A 14482-nucleotide genomic window follows, 5' to 3' on the forward strand; every position below is an offset into this window, starting at 1 on the left:
GGTGTCGTACCCACACCGTACGATCGAGGAATGAGCACGCGGATCGCCTTCCTCAAGGGGCACGGGACCGAGAACGACTTCGTGATCATCCCCGACCCCAACAACGCCATCGAGCTGTCCCCGTCGGCCGTGGCCGCCCTGTGCGACCGCCGCGCGGGCATCGGTGGTGACGGCCTCCTGCACGTCGTTCGCTCCGCCGCCCACCCCGACGCCCGCCACCTGGCGGACCGCGCCGAGTGGTTCATGGACTACCGCAACGGCGACGGATCCGTCGCGGAGATGTGCGGCAACGGAGTGCGTGTCTTCGCCCGATACCTACAGCGCGCGGGGCACGCCGTCGAAGGTGATCTGGCGGTGGCCACCCGCGGTGGTGTGAAGACCGTGCACATCGCCAAGGAGGAGTCCGGCGGCGACATCACCGTCGGCATGGGCAAGGCGGTCCTCCACGAGGGCGACGTCACCGTCTCGGTCGGCGACCACCGATGGCCCGCGCGGAACGTGAGCATGGGCAACCCCCACGCGGTCGCCTTCGTCGACGACCTCTCCGAAGCGGGCAACCTCTACGAAGCACCCCCCTTCAGCCCCGCCTCCGCCTACCCGGACGGGGTGAACGTCGAGTTCGTCGTCCCCCGGGGCCCGCAGCACGTCGCCATGCGCGTGCACGAGCGCGGCGCGGGCGAGACCCGCTCCTGCGGGACCGGCGCCTGCGCCGTGGCTGTGGCGGCGGCCCGCAAGGACGGCCTGGACCCGGCCACGACCGGGGCCCCGGCCACGTACACCGTCGATCTGCCCGGCGGCCGTCTGGTGATCACCGAGCGCCCCGACGGCGAGATCGAGATGACGGGTGGGGCCGTGATCGTCGCCCAGGGCGAGATCGCGTCCGAATGGTTCGAAACGGCGAGCGCATGAACTGTCGCTCGAATGGGTGATCCGTTTCACGCTCGGCGAGAGGCGGTCAGCGCCACGTGATGGGCTCGGTAGCATCAAGCACCGGCCCGGACGGAGTATGCCGCCGTCCGCACACCGCCGGTCGAAGCAGCCGGAGGTGCTCATGAGTGCGGAGGCCACGAACCCTGCCACGCCCGGCCCCGTCACGTCCGGGGCCCAGCGCAAGCGCGGCCGTGCGCGTCTCGACCTGCGCAGGCTGGGCAGGGCCGCCCTGCTCGGATCCGGCACGCGGGACCGGCTGCCCGACGCGATCGGCCATGTGGCGGAGGCCCACCGAGGCCACTATCCGGACGCCGATCTGGAGCCCCTGCGCCGTGCGTACGTCCTCGCGGAGTCCTCGCACCGCGGCCAGACGCGCAAGAGCGGCGAGCCGTACATCACGCACCCGCTCGCGGTCACCCTGATCCTCGCCCAGCTCGGCGCGGAGATCACGACCTTGACCGCATCCCTGCTCCACGACACCGTCGAGGACACCGACGTCACACTCGCCCAGGTGCGGGCCGAGTTCGGCGACGACGTCTGCTACCTGGTCGACGGCGTGACGAAGCTGGAAAAGGTCGACTACGGAGCGGCGGCCGAACCCGAGACCTTCCGCAAGATGCTCGTCGCCACCGGCAACGACGTGCGCGTCATGTCGATCAAGCTCGCCGACCGCCTGCACAACATGCGCACCCTCGGTGTCATGCGCCCCGAGAAACAGGCGCGCATCGCCAAGGTCACCCGGGACGTGCTCATCCCGCTCGCCGAGCGCCTCGGAGTGCAGGCACTCAAGACCGAGCTGGAGGACCTCGTCTTCGCGATCCTCCACCCCGAGGACTGCGCCCAGGTCAAGGCCATGATCGCCGCCAACGCCGCGAGCGAGGGAGACCCTCTCGGGGACATCGCGGGCGAGGTGCGCAGCGTGCTGCGCGAAGCGGGCATCACCGCCGAGGTCCTCATCAGGCCCCGGCACTACGTCTCCGTTCACCGCGTGCACCGCAAGCGCGGCGAACTGCGCGCGTCCGACTTCGGCCGCCTCCTCGTGCTCGTCAACGAGGACGCCGACTGCTACGGAGTCCTGGGCGAGCTGCACACCTGCTTCACGCCGGTCGTCTCCGAGTTCAAGGACTTCATCGCCGTACCGAAGTTCAACCTGTACCAGTCGCTGCACACGGCCGTGACCCGCTCCGACGGCGAGGTCGCCGAAGTCCTCATCCGCACGCACCAGATGCACCAGGTCGCGGAGGCGGGCGTCGTCGCCCTGCACAATCCCTACGCTCCTCCGTCGGAGGAGCCGTCCGACAGCGCCGACGACGAGCGCGTGGACCCCACCAGGCCCGGCTGGCTCTCCCGGCTCCTCGACTGGCAGCAGGCCGCCCCCGACCCGGACACGTTCTGGTCGACGCTGCGGGAGGACCTCGCCCAGGACCGCGAGATCGCCGTCTTCCGGCCCGACGGCGCCACGCTCGGCCTGCCCGCGGGCGCCAGCTGCGTGGACGCCGCCTACGCCCAGTACGGCGAGGACGCCCACGCCTGCATCGGCGCACGCGTCAACGGCCGTCTGGCGACGCTCAGCACGGTCCTGAGGGACGGCGACACCGTCCAGCTGCTCATGAGCCAGGACCCCACGTCCGGGCCCTCACGCGACTGGCTGGACCACGCGCGCACTCCCGCCGCGCGGATCGCCATCCGGCGCTGGCTCACCGCACACCCCGCACCCGCCCCGGCGCCGATGTCGCCCGCGCAGCGGCCGCCGCAGCAGACGCCGTCGGTCGTGCCGAGGCCGGAGGACTCCGGAGCCCTGCGGCCCGCCGCGGCGAACGCCGTCGTGGACCGCGAAGGCGCGAGCGTGCGCCTCGCGGGCTGTTGTACGCCGGTGCCTCCCGACGACGTCACCGCGTTCGCCGTCCGCGGCGGCGTCGTGACCGTCCACCGGGTCGGCTGTCCCGCCGTGGAGCGCATGAAGGAAGTGGGCCGTCCGGAGATCGGCGTGCGATGGGGAGACACCGCGGAGTGCCGTGTCACCCTGATCGCCGAATCGTTCGGCCGGGCGCATCTGCTCGCCGACCTCACCGAGGCGATCGCCCTCGAAGGCGTGGCGATCATCTCGGCGACCGTGGAGCCACCGACCCAGCAGCGCGTACGCCACACGTACACGCTCCAACTCCCCGACGCGGCACACCTCCCGGGGCTGATGCGCGCGATGCGCGCCGTCCCCGGGGTGTATGACGTGAACCGTGCGCAGCATCCGGCGGCCGCCGCCCACTGACGCGGGCCGTCACGTTCCGACAGGCGACGCACGGCGTCTTGGCAGCGACTCGTTCGAGTGGCCCGGCGCGCGCCGTCACCACGCGGAAGACGCGCGCTGATAGCGGTTGTTCATGCTGCTCACCCCTCGGACCACGGCCCCCGGGCCGAAGGCCCTCCGCCCCCCACGCCTCGCCGCCGCACTGATCGCGGCGACGGTGTCCGCCGCCCTCCTCGCGGCGAGCGCCCCCTCGCCGGCCACCCCGCTCGGCATCGGCGACCGCCTCTTTCCGCACCTGGGCAACCCCGGATACGACGTGCAGTCGTACGACATCGCCTTCACCTACCGCGGCGACAACCGTGAGCCGCTGGACGCCGTCACCCAGATCGAGGCCCGGGCCACCGAAGCCCTGGACCGTGTGAACCTGGACTTCGCGCACGGCAAAGTGCGCTCCGTCGAGGTGGACGGCAAACGCGCACGCTTCGAAAGCGGCGGCGAAGACCTGGTCGTCACTCCGTCCGCACCCGTGGGACGAGGCGACCGGATGCGGATCACCGTCCGCCACACCAGCGACCCCCAGTACCCGAAGGGCACCCAGGGAGGCTGGGTGCGCACCGACGACGGGCTCGCCATGGCCAACCAGGCCGACGCCGCCCACCTGGTCTTCCCGTGCAACGACCACCCGGCGGACAAGGCGACGTTCACGTTCCGCATCACCGCGCCCAAGGGATACACCGCCGTCGCCAACGGCCTCCCCGTCGGCGCGACCCGACACGGCAACGCCACCACCTGGGCGTACCGGCACGAGCACCCCATGGCGACCGAGCTTGCCCAGGTCTCCATCGGCCGCTCCACCGTGCTGCGCCGGGAGGGGCCGCACGGCCTCCCCGTACGCGACGTGGTGCCCACGGCGGACCGCAAGGTCCTGGAGCCCTGGCTGAAAAAGACACCCGGCCAGCTCGGCTGGATGGAGGAGAAGGTCGGCCGTTACCCCTTCGAGGTCTACGGCGTCCTGATCGCCCAGGCGAGGACCGGCTACGAACTGGAGACGCAGACGCTCTCTCTCTTCGAGAGAGAGCTCTTCACCCGCCCCGAGTTCCCGGAGTGGTACATCGAATCGATCATGGTGCACGAACTCGCGCACCAGTGGTTCGGCGACAGCGTCAGCCCGAAGGCGTGGTCCGATCTCTGGCTCAACGAGGGCCACGCCACCTGGTACGAGGCCCTCTACGCCGAGGAGAAGGCGAAGAGGAAGGTGGCCGACCGGATGCGGCAGGCCTACCGCCAGTCGGACAGCTGGCGCGCGGCGGGCGGGCCCCCGGCCAGGCCGAAGGCGCCCGCACCCGGCAAGAAGATCAGCATCTTCCGACCCGTCGTCTACGACGGCAGCGCCCTGGTGCTCTACGCCCTGCGCCAGGAGATCGGCCGCATGGCCTTCGAGCAACTGGAACGGAACTGGGTCCGCGTCCACCACGACGGCAACGCCGAGACCGCCGACTTCGTGCGGCTCGCCTCCCGGATCGCCGGGCGCGACCTCACCGGCTTCTTCGACGGCTGGCTGTACGGGAAGAAGACGCCCCCGATGCCGGGGCATCCGGACTGGCATTCCGGGAAATAACCCGGGTGACGAGACGGGCCGTACCGTGCAACCATCGTCAGGTCGACGGCGCGGGCCCGTCAGGGATATCCCCTCGGGGACATCTCAGGGCACGATCGGCCGGTTCCGGGAATCTCCGGACCGCACCGGGCGTTGTCGACTGTGACGGATCCCGCATCCGTCGCCTTTCCATCGACGGATCGACGTAAGGACCCAATGACCTCCTCTTCTTCCCCTTCCCAGGACGCACAGAGCTTCGCGCAGAACTACCCCGAAGGTCTTCGGGCCGATGCCCTGATGGAAGAGGACGTCGCCTGGAGCCACGAGATCGACGGAGAGCGGGACGGCGAACAGTACGACCGCTCCGAGCGCGCGGCTCTGCGCCGCGTCGCAGGCCTCTCCACCGAACTCGAGGACGTCACCGAAGTCGAGTACCGACAGCTCCGCCTGGAGCGTGTGGTGCTCGTCGGCGTGTGGACTTCGGGCACGGTCCAGGATGCGGAGAACTCCCTCGCCGAGCTGTCCGCCCTCGCCGAGACGGCGGGCGCGCTCGTGCTCGACGGCGTAGTCCAGCGACGCGACAAGCCCGACCCGGCGACGTACATCGGCTCCGGCAAGGCCTTGGAGCTGCGTGACATCGTGCTCGAGACCGGGGCCGACACCGTCGTGTGTGACGGTGAGCTGAGCCCCGGCCAGCTGATCCACCTCGAAGACGTCGTCAAGGTGAAGGTGGTCGACAGGACCGCCCTGATCCTCGACATCTTCGCCCAGCACGCCAAGTCCCGAGAGGGCAAGGCGCAGGTGGCCCTCGCGCAGATGCAGTACATGCTGCCGAGGCTCCGCGGCTGGGGTCAGTCGCTCTCCCGTCAGATGGGTGGCGGCGGCGGTGGCGGCATGGCCACCCGTGGTCCCGGTGAGACCAAGATCGAGACGGACCGGCGACGGATCCGCGAGAAGATGGCGAAGATGCGCCGGGAGATCGCGGAGATGAAGACGGGCCGCGACATCAAGCGCCAGGAGCGCAGGCGCAACAAGGTGCCCTCGGTCGCGATCGCCGGATACACGAACGCGGGCAAGTCCTCGCTGCTCAACCGCCTCACGGGCGCGGGCGTGCTGGTGGAGAACGCACTGTTCGCCACCCTGGACCCCACCGTCCGCAGGGCCGAGACGCCGAGCGGCCGGGTCTACACCCTGGCGGACACCGTCGGGTTCGTCCGGCACCTGCCGCACCACCTCGTCGAGGCCTTCCGCTCGACGATGGAGGAGGTCGGTGACTCCGACCTGATCCTGCACGTGGTGGACGGTTCGCATCCGGTGCCCGAGGAGCAGCTCGCCGCCGTGCGCGAGGTCATCCGTGATGTGGGCGCGACCGACGTGCCCGAGATCGTGGTGATCAACAAGGCGGACGCGGCGGACCCGCTGGTCCTCCAGCGCCTGCTGCGCAACGAGAAGCACGCCATCGCGGTCTCCGCGCGGAGCGGTGCCGGCATCGCGGAGCTGCTCGGGCTCATCGACGCCGAGCTGCCGCGGCCCGAGGTCGACATCGAGGCCCTCGTTCCGTACACGCACGGACAGCTCGTCTCGCGGGCGCACGCCGAGGGCGAGGTGCTCTCCGAGGAGCACACCGCCGACGGCACCCTGCTCAAGGCGCAGGTGCACGAAGAGCTCGCCGCGGAGCTCGCTCCGTACGTGCTGGCGGCGCACTGAGCCCGGTGGTCCACGCCTCGGCGTGAGAACGTAAGCGCACAAGACGAAGGCCCGCCCCCTCTGGCAGGGGGCGGGCCTTCGCCGTGTCAGGAACGCCGCGCGGCGCTGCGGCCGCGTGGCCGAGTGACTACTGAGCGCCGTACTTCTTGCTCATCATGTCGTAGACCTGCTCGGCGCCGCGGCCCAGCTGCGGGCCCGCCAGCCAGGTGTTCTCGGCCGGGCCGATCGAGGTGTTCGACACGAGCTTCGTCTTGCCGTCCAGGACGCGGAACCAGCCGCCACCGGACGAACCGCCGGTCATGGTGCAGCCGATGCGGTACATCGTCGGCAGCGACGGCGACAGCGAGAGACGGCCCGGCTTGTCGACGCACTTGTGCATCATCAGACCGTTGTACGGGGGAGCGGCCGGGTAGCCCCAGGCGCCCATCGAGCTCACGCTCTGCGCGGCCGGGGTCGAGAAGTCGACATCGAGCGCGTTGCCGACGGTCTCCTCGAGGGACTTGCTGCCCTGCTCGGGCTTCACGTGCATGACGGCGTAGTCGTACGTCGCACCCGCGCCGCCCGTCGGCCCGCCGCCGCTGATCCACTCATTGGAGGTCGAGACCCAGTCGGCCCAGTACTGACCGTAGGGCGCGATCTCCTGCGGGGCCGCGTTGCGCAGGTCCGACTCGGACTTGCCCAGGTCGTTGTACGAGGGCACGAAGGCGATGTTGCGGTACCAGCCGCCGTTCTGCCCGGCGTGCACGCAGTGGCCCGCGGTCCACACGAGGTTGGACTTGCCGGGGTTGCGGGGGTCCTTCACGACGGTGCCGGAGCAGACCATCGAACCCTTGGGGGAGTCGAAGAAGATCTTGCCGACCGGAGCGGCGTTCAGGTGGTACGGCGTCTTCTCCGGCTTGGCCTGGACCGGCGTCGGGTCGGGGTCGGTCGCGCCCTGATCGGCGGTCGCGTCCTTCGCGGCGATCGTCTTGTTCGGGTCCTTGGCCTTCTGCATCCGCTCGGGCTTCCAGAGCCCTTCGATGACCGGGTTGGCGAAGTCCTTGGCCTCCCGGACCCAGTCGTCCTTGGCCCAGTTCTTCCAGGCGCCGTTCTTCCAGTCGTCCAGGTCGATTCCCTTGTCCTTGAGCTTGTCGGCGAGGCCGTCGGGAAGCTGGACGTCGGAACCGGAGTCGGAGCCGTCGGCCCCCTGGGACGTGGTGGTGTCCGGCTTGTCGCTCGCCTTGTCGTCGCTGGGACCACAGGCCGTGGCGGTGAGCGCCAGGGTGGCCGCGAGCCCGGTGGCGGCGAGCGCCACCCGCCGTCCGCGGCTGCGCGCGAACGGCGCACGAGTGGAACGCATGGTGCTGTTACCCCCGATGGAACGTGTATTTGCCATGTGCGTGTCATGCAGGTCGACGCGGGTCTTCGTGTCCGGCGCCGACGCAACACCCCACTATGCCCGTGGGGTTGGGGACGAACGGCGGCGGGAGCGTGAAGGTTTCCGGCGTCCCGCCGCCGTACAGAACTTTCTGTGGGACGGCCCTGGGCCGTTCCTCGGTGACCGGCATGCCGGTCACCGGGTGGGACGAACTACTTGTCGGCGAACTTCTTGCTCACCGAGCTGTAGATGCCCTTGGCCTCCTTGCCGAGGCGCGGACCGGCCAGCCAACCCGCCGTCACCGGACCGATGGAGGTGTTCGACACGAGCGCGGGCTTGCCGTTCTGGCCCTTGGCGACCCAACCACCGCCGGACGAACCACCGGTCATGGTGCAGCCGACGCGGTACATCGTCGGGTCGGGCTTCGTCAGCGAGAGCCGGCCCGGCTTGTCGGCGCACTGGAACAGCTTCTGGCCGTCGAACGGCGGCGCCGCCGGGTACCCCGTCGCCGTCATGGTGTCGATCTGCGGCACGGCCGGGGCATTGAAGTCCACCGGGAGCGCGGAGCCGACCGTCTCCTCGAGGGACTTGCCCGCACTGCCCTTCTCCGGCTTCACGTGGATGACCGCGAAGTCGTACGGCGCGCCCGCACCGCCGGTCGGACCGCCCTGCTCGATCCACTGGTCGGAGGTCTGCGCCCAGTCGCCCCACCAGACGCCGTACGGAGCGACCTCTTCCTTGGGCGCGTTCCGCAGCTCCTCGACCGACTTGCCGCTGTTGTTGTACGACGGCACGAAGACCATGTTGCGGTACCAGCCGCCCTTGGCGCCCGCGTGCACGCAGTGGCCCGCGGTCCACACCATGTTGGACTTGCCCGGGTGGGCGGGGTCCTTCACGACGGTCGCGGAGCAGACCATCGAGCCCTTGGGGCTGTCGAAGAAGAGCTTGCCCGACTCGGCGGCCTGGTCGTGGTACGGCGCCTTCACGGCGGCCGCCTCAACGGGCTTGGGGGTCGGGTCGGTGACGCCCTGGTCACCGGAGATGTCGTTGTCGTCGACGCCCCGGTCAGGGTTCTTATCGGCGTCCCGCATCCGGTCCGGGTCCCACAGGTCCTCGATGATCGGGTTGACGAAGTCGCCCGCTTCGCGGAGCCAGTCGTCCTTGTTCCAGTTCTTCCAGGCGCCGTTCTTCCATTCGTCCAGATCGATCCCGTTCTCCTTGAGCTTGTCCTTCCAGTCGTCCGGGATCTGGATCTTGTCGTCACCGTTGCTGTCACCGGGCTGGGCCGAGGACGAGTCACCACCGGCGCTGTCCTCGGTGGGACCACAGGCCGTGGCGGTCAGTACGAGCGCCGCGCCGAGCGCCACAGCCGCCACAGGAGAGGTTCTGGAGCGCAGGCTCCTCCTACTGCGAACAGTGAAGAGCGGACGTATGGGTCGCATCGTGAGAATCCCCCTGGGCCTCGAAATTGTTCCAAAGTGCTGGACATCCGGGTACGGAGCACCCGTTGCCACCGGCGCGGCACCCCTTCGCTCGTTTTACTCAGGTTTGCTGGGTTTGCTCGGGGGAGCGATGCCACCTGTGGCTGATGAACGGCCCCCACACTATGCCGGTGCCGTTGGGGACGGCCGACGGAAGGGCAACGGTTCCGTCACGGCAAGGATCTTCCGCTTGCCCGTGTTCCACCGGGCCTCTCGTCGTTGGTACGTACGGGGGAGTCGCCGCATGCGTTCATCCCCCTGCCCAACTCGCCTGCGCGTCCGCCCAGATGTCGCTCTTCGGAGCCTCGCCGGACGGCCGCATTCGTCCACAGCGGGAGGACCAACAGTCGTGGCCGTGACCGAGCCTGCGCCCGCGGCGGCGTCCGCAGTGAATTCCGTAACGCAGCCCGCGCAGTCCGCCGTGCAGTCGGAATCGCAACCCGCGACTCACGCCGGGGCGCACACCACCGCGACTCCCGCGGCGCGGACCACAGCGCACGAGGGGATCCTGCGACGTCAGGCGGCACGCGAATCGGCCGCCCGCACCTACGCACGAGCCCTTCCGATCGTCCCGGTCCGCGCGCGCGGCCTCACGATCGAGGGAGCCGACGGCCGCCGCTACCTCGACTGTCTCTCCGGCGCCGGAACCCTCGCCCTGGGCCACAATCACCCCGTGGTGCTCGAAGCGATCAGGAAGGTCCTCGACTCCGGGGCCCCGCTGCACGTCCTCGATCTGGCGACGCCGGTCAAGGACGCCTTCACCACGGAGCTGTTCCGCACGTTGCCGCCCGGTCTGGCGGACCGCGCGCGGATCCAGTTCTGCGGTCCCGCCGGGACGGACGCGGTGGAGGCGGCGCTGAAACTGGTCCGCGCGGCCACCGGCCGCGACGGGCTGCTCGCCTTCACCGGCGCCTACCACGGCATGACCGCCGGGGCGCTCGAAGCATCCGGGGGCGCGTCGACCGTCCGCGTCGGGCGCCTGCCCTACCCCCAGGACTACCGCTGCCCGTTCGGCCTCGGCGGCGCCCGAGGCGCCGAACTGTCCGCCCGGTGGACCGAGAACCTCCTCGACGACACGAAGTCGGGCGTACCGGCCCCCGCCGGCATGATCCTCGAACCCGTCCAGGGAGAAGGCGGGGTCTACCCCGCACCCGACGCCTGGCTACGCCGGATGCGCGAGATCACCGCCGCTCGCGGCATCCCGCTCATCGCGGACGAGGTGCAGACGGGTGTCGGCCGCACCGGCACCTTCTGGGCCGTCGAGCACAGCGGCATCGTCCCGGACGTGATGGTGCTCTCCAAAGCGATCGGCGGCAGCCTCCCGCTGGCCGTCGTGGTCTACCGCGACGACCTCGACGTGTGGCCCCCCGGAGCCCACGCGGGGACCTTCCGCGGCAACCAGCTCGCCATGGCAGCGGGCGCGGCGACCCTCGCGTACGTACGCGAGAACGGCCTCGCGGAACGTGCCGCCGCGCTCGGCGCCCGCATGCTCGGCCAGCTCCGCTCCCTGGCCGCGGACCACCCCTGCATCGGCGAAGTACGCGGCCGAGGGCTGATGATCGGCGTGGAGCTGGTGGAGCCGAACGCTGAGCCGGGCCCGCAGAGTGAGGAGCCGCAGCCGCAGCCGCAGCTGACGGCGAGCTCGGCGTCAGCGATGCTCCCGTCGCAGGCCATTGCCGACGGCACCGCACATACTGGCACCGCACGTACCGGCACCGCACGTACCGGCACCGCACATACCGAGCCCACACGCCTCGATGTGCCCCTCGCCGATCTCGCTCCCACCGCCCAGCCTCGCCCCCCTGCGCCCGAACTGGCCGCTGCTGTGCAGCGCGAGTGCCTGCGCCGCGGGCTCATCGTCGAGCTCGGCGGCCGCCACTCCAGTGTCGTACGACTCCTGCCTCCCCTCACCCTCACCGACGAACAGTCAACCGCGGTCCTCGACCGCCTCGCCGACGCGCTGGCCACCGCGGCGCGCGCCCACCTCAGATAGCCAAGACAGGCCCGGGCGGCCGTCCTGCCGGACAGAAACCGCCGAGCACGCACCGGGCCGCGTCGCCACACGGAGACCCGAACAACCCCACAAGGAAGCCCTCTTGAACGCCACCCCCGCATCCGAAGGCCGCTCCCACCCCGACGACGTCCCAGGCGCGTGCGGCGCGCACACCTCACTGGTGGCGGAGTCCGGTACGGTCCCCCGGCAGAAGGGTGGTGGCCAGGAGGCTGAACGCCTGTGCGGGGCGTCCGCCGACCTGTTGGAGCATCCCGACCCGCACGTCGCCGCACAGGCGGCGGCCGTCGAGAACCTCCTCCGCTGCTGGGTCAGGGAGAACAACCTCCCCGCTCCGGAGCGCGGCGTCCTGCGGGTTCCCCTGGAGGCCAGCGGAACGGCTCTGCTCGTCCCCGTGCACTACTGGTCGGCCACCGGTTGGCATCGCTTCAGCCTTCCCTACCTGGAGGACGGCCCCGCGAGCGCCCCACCCGTGGATGCCGTCACCGTTGCCGCCCTACTCGGCCGCGAGACGGCCCGCCGCGCGACGGAACCGCCGGGGGGAGGGGTGGAGGAAGGAGCGGAGGACGGGACAGGGCTGGACGGTGAGGGCGCGGCCCCTCAGGACGGCGGCGCGGAGAAGGCGACAATCTCGGAGGCCGAGGCGGCGCACGCGGCGCGCGCGGCCCATGCGGCGCATGCGGCGCACGCCACCAAAGCCGCTGTCGAAGCCGCTAATGCCGCCGCTACTGCCGACGCCACCGCTACCGCCGACGTCGACGCCGCCAATGCCACCGCCACCGCCGACGCCGCCAACCCGTCCGAGCCAGTAGACGGCGCCGACCTCGTCGGCCGGGTCGCCGACTCGGTCCGGCGCACCGCCACCTTCATCGCCGACCGTCGCGACCGGCCCGCCGATGAACCCGACCTCTTCCTCGCCGCCGAGCAGTCCCTCCTTCTCGGGCACCCCCTGCATCCGACCCCCAAGAGCCGCGAGGGCCTGTCCGACACCGAGTCCCGCCTCTACTCGCCGGAGCTGCGCGGCGCCTTCGCGCTCCACTGGCTGGCCGTCGACCGCTCCGTAGTCGCCGCCGACTCGGCGTGGACCGAGCGCGGCCGTACCGTCCCCGCCGAGCAGCTCACCACCCGTCTCGTCGGCGCCGAGCTGCCGCTCCCGGGCGACCGCGTCGCCCTTCCCGTGCACCCCTGGCAGATCCGTGAGCTCCGCCACCGGCCCTCGACCGCCGCGCTCTTCGACGCAGGCCTGCTGCAAGATCTCGGCTCGCACGGCACCCCCTGGCGCCCCACCTCCTCCGTCCGTACCCTCTACCGCGCAGGCGCCGCCGCCATGCTGAAGCTGTCGCTCGGCCTGCGCATCACCAACTCCCGCCGTGAGAACCTCCGCAAGGAACTCCACCGCGGCGTCGAGGTCCACCGGCTGTTGCGCAGCGGACTCGCCGAGGAGTGGCAGTCGGTCCACCCCTGCTTCGACGTGGTCCGCGACCCCGCTTGGCTCGCCGTCACAGGCCCCGACGGCACCCCCGTCCCCGGACTCGACGTCATGATCCGGCACAACCCCTTCCGGCCCGGCGACGACGCCACCTGCATCGCCGGACTGGTCTCGCCACGGCCTTCGGCGCTGCCCGCCTGCCAGGAAAGCCACGCGATGCGCTCCCGGCTCGGCGAAACCGTCACCCGCCTCGCCGGACGAACGGGGCGCTCCCGGGGCGCGGTCGCCACCGAGTGGTTCCTGCGCTACCTGGAAACCGTCGTACGCCCCGTGCTCTGGCTGGACAGCGAGGCGGGCGTCGCCCTGGAGGCGCACCAGCAGAACACCCTCCTCCTGCTCGACCCCGACGGCTGGCCCGTGGGCGGTCGGTACCGCGACAACCAGGGTTACTACTTCCGCGAGTCCCGGCGTGCCGAACTGGAACGACGGCTTCCCGGCATCGGACAGGAGAGCGACACGTTCGTGTCCGACGAGGTGACGGACGAGCGGTTCGCCTACTACCTCGGCATCAACAACGTCCTAGGCCTCATCGGAGCCCTCGGCGCCGAACGGCTCGCGGACGAGAAGCTGCTGCTCGCCGCCTTCCGTCGCTTCCTCGGCGACGTCGCATCGGGCCCCGCCAAACTGCGTACCTCACTGCCCGCGACCCTGCTCGACTCGCCCGTGCTGCGCTGCAAGGCCAACCTGCTGACCCGGTTGCACGGCCTCGACGAGCTCGTCGGCCCGGTCGACACCCAGTCCGTCTACGTCACCATCCCCAACCCCCTCCATTCCTGAGGATTCCTGAGGACATGCCCCACCTCTGCTGACAGGAGCGACGCCGTGCCTCCCACCGACGCGAGCACCGATGCGAGCAGCGATACCGGGATGGATGCCGGTATCAATGCCGGTGTCGGCGCCGATGCCGGGATCAATGCCGGTATCGGCACGGGAATCGAATCCGCCACCGCCGGCGCCGACTGCACGGACACCCTCGACCTGCGGCTGCCCGACGAGCTCGTCGCCCTGCTGGCCGAGGGCGAGCGGCGGATCGGCGGGGCGCGGGACGACCTCCTGGACGGCGTCGGGGAGTGGGGCCCTGTCACCACCGGTGCCGGTGTCTTCCAACTCGTACCCGTACGCCTCGAACGTGACCTGCCGGTGATCAGCCGCTGGATGAACGACCCTGCGGTGGCCGCCTTCTGGGAACTGGCCGGACCCGAAGCCGTGACAGAGGCCCACCTCAGGGCGCAGCTGGACGGGGACGGACGCAGCGTTCCCTGCCTGGGCGTGCTCGACGGCATGCCGATGAGCTACTGGGAGCTCTACCGCGCGGACCTGGATCCGCTGGCCCGGCACTACGCCTCACGGCCGCACGACACCGGCATCCACCTGCTCATCGGCGCCGTCGCCCACCGCGGCCGTGGCCTCGGCACTTCGTTGCTCAGAGCCGTGGCCGACCTGGTGCTCGACCATCGCCCTTCCTGCGCACGCGTCGTAGCTGAACCCGATCTGCGCAACACCCCGTCCGTCTCCGCCTTCTTGAGCGCAGGCTTCCGCTTCTTCGCCGAGGTGGATCTGCCCGACAAACGCGCGGCTCTCATGGTCCGCGACCGGGCCCTGCGCACCGTGCTCTGACCCGGTCACCTCCAGAACACCGCTCGACCCGATCCGGTTCCCTCACTG

The 14482-nt window shown here is 70.6% G+C and carries 9 protein-coding genes; 7 read left to right on the forward strand and 2 right to left on the reverse strand.

What is annotated here, in order from left to right; translation table 11 throughout:
• The first annotated feature begins 30 nt into the window (after positions 1–30).
• The 4 genes from dapF to hflX all read left to right on the forward strand — a co-directional run bounded on the left by dapF (position 31) and on the right by hflX (position 6479).
• On the forward strand, positions 31–909 hold the full coding sequence (gene dapF / locus NOO62_RS29530) for a diaminopimelate epimerase (RefSeq protein WP_268773840.1): 879 nt from the start codon (positions 31–33) through the stop codon (positions 907–909).
• 142 nt (positions 910–1051) lie between these two features.
• Positions 1052–3196, forward strand: coding sequence for a RelA/SpoT family protein (locus tag NOO62_RS29535; RefSeq protein ID WP_268773841.1), 2145 nt, complete (start codon positions 1052–1054; stop codon positions 3194–3196).
• Between the two features lie 112 nt (positions 3197–3308).
• Positions 3309–4793 (forward strand): M1 family metallopeptidase, encoded by a 1485-nt coding sequence (locus NOO62_RS29540; RefSeq protein WP_268773842.1) that lies wholly within the window; start codon positions 3309–3311, stop codon positions 4791–4793.
• 195 nt (positions 4794–4988) lie between these two features.
• The gene (gene hflX, locus NOO62_RS29545; protein WP_268773843.1) at positions 4989–6479 is read left to right on the forward strand and encodes a GTPase HflX; all 1491 of its coding nucleotides are present in this window, start codon (positions 4989–4991) and stop codon (positions 6477–6479) included.
• Positions 6480–6606: 127 nt separating this feature from the next.
• Here hflX and NOO62_RS29550 read toward each other — a convergent pair whose 3' ends face one another.
• The gene (locus tag NOO62_RS29550; RefSeq protein WP_268773844.1) at positions 6607–7818 is read right to left on the reverse strand and encodes a trypsin-like serine peptidase; all 1212 of its coding nucleotides are present in this window, start codon (positions 7816–7818) and stop codon (positions 6607–6609) included.
• 230 nt (positions 7819–8048) lie between these two features.
• Entirely contained in the window at positions 8049–9278 is a 1230-nt protein-coding gene (locus NOO62_RS29555; protein WP_268773845.1) for a trypsin-like serine peptidase, read from the reverse strand.
• A gap of 544 nt (positions 9279–9822) precedes the next feature.
• On the opposite strand from NOO62_RS29555, the gene NOO62_RS29560 reads away from it, so the two are divergent.
• From NOO62_RS29560 to NOO62_RS29570, 3 genes are all read left to right on the forward strand, one after another.
• Positions 9823–11310 (forward strand): diaminobutyrate--2-oxoglutarate transaminase family protein, encoded by a 1488-nt coding sequence (locus tag NOO62_RS29560; protein ID WP_268775837.1) that lies wholly within the window; start codon positions 9823–9825, stop codon positions 11308–11310.
• A gap of 103 nt (positions 11311–11413) precedes the next feature.
• Positions 11414–13594, forward strand: a complete 2181-nt coding sequence (locus NOO62_RS29565; RefSeq protein ID WP_414930905.1) for an IucA/IucC family protein — start codon at positions 11414–11416, stop codon at positions 13592–13594.
• 45 nt (positions 13595–13639) lie between these two features.
• Complete coding sequence (locus NOO62_RS29570) at positions 13640–14434, forward strand: GNAT family N-acetyltransferase (protein WP_268773846.1); 795 nt, start codon at positions 13640–13642, stop codon at positions 14432–14434.
• The last annotated feature ends 48 nt before the right edge of the window (positions 14435–14482 follow it).

Origin of the sequence: Streptomyces sp. Je 1-369, assembly GCF_026810505.1 — a bacterium.
Classification (GTDB): Bacteria; Actinomycetota; Actinomycetes; order Streptomycetales; family Streptomycetaceae; genus Streptomyces.

Excerpts from the sequence above, each read along its gene's own strand:
- NOO62_RS29550 (WP_268773844.1), bottom strand. The coding sequence starts at position 7,818 with ATGCGTTCCACTCGTGCGCCGTTCGCGCGCAGCCGCGGACGGCGGGTG.
- NOO62_RS29535 (WP_268773841.1), top strand. The coding sequence starts at position 1,052 with ATGAGTGCGGAGGCCACGAACCCTGCCACGCCCGGCCCCGTCACGTCC.
- dapF (WP_268773840.1), top strand. The coding sequence starts at position 31 with ATGAGCACGCGGATCGCCTTCCTCAAGGGGCACGGGACCGAGAACGAC.
- NOO62_RS29540 (WP_268773842.1), top strand. The coding sequence starts at position 3,309 with ATGCTGCTCACCCCTCGGACCACGGCCCCCGGGCCGAAGGCCCTCCGC.
- NOO62_RS29555 (WP_268773845.1), bottom strand. The coding sequence starts at position 9,278 with ATGCGACCCATACGTCCGCTCTTCACTGTTCGCAGTAGGAGGAGCCTG.
- hflX (WP_268773843.1), top strand. The coding sequence starts at position 4,989 with ATGACCTCCTCTTCTTCCCCTTCCCAGGACGCACAGAGCTTCGCGCAG.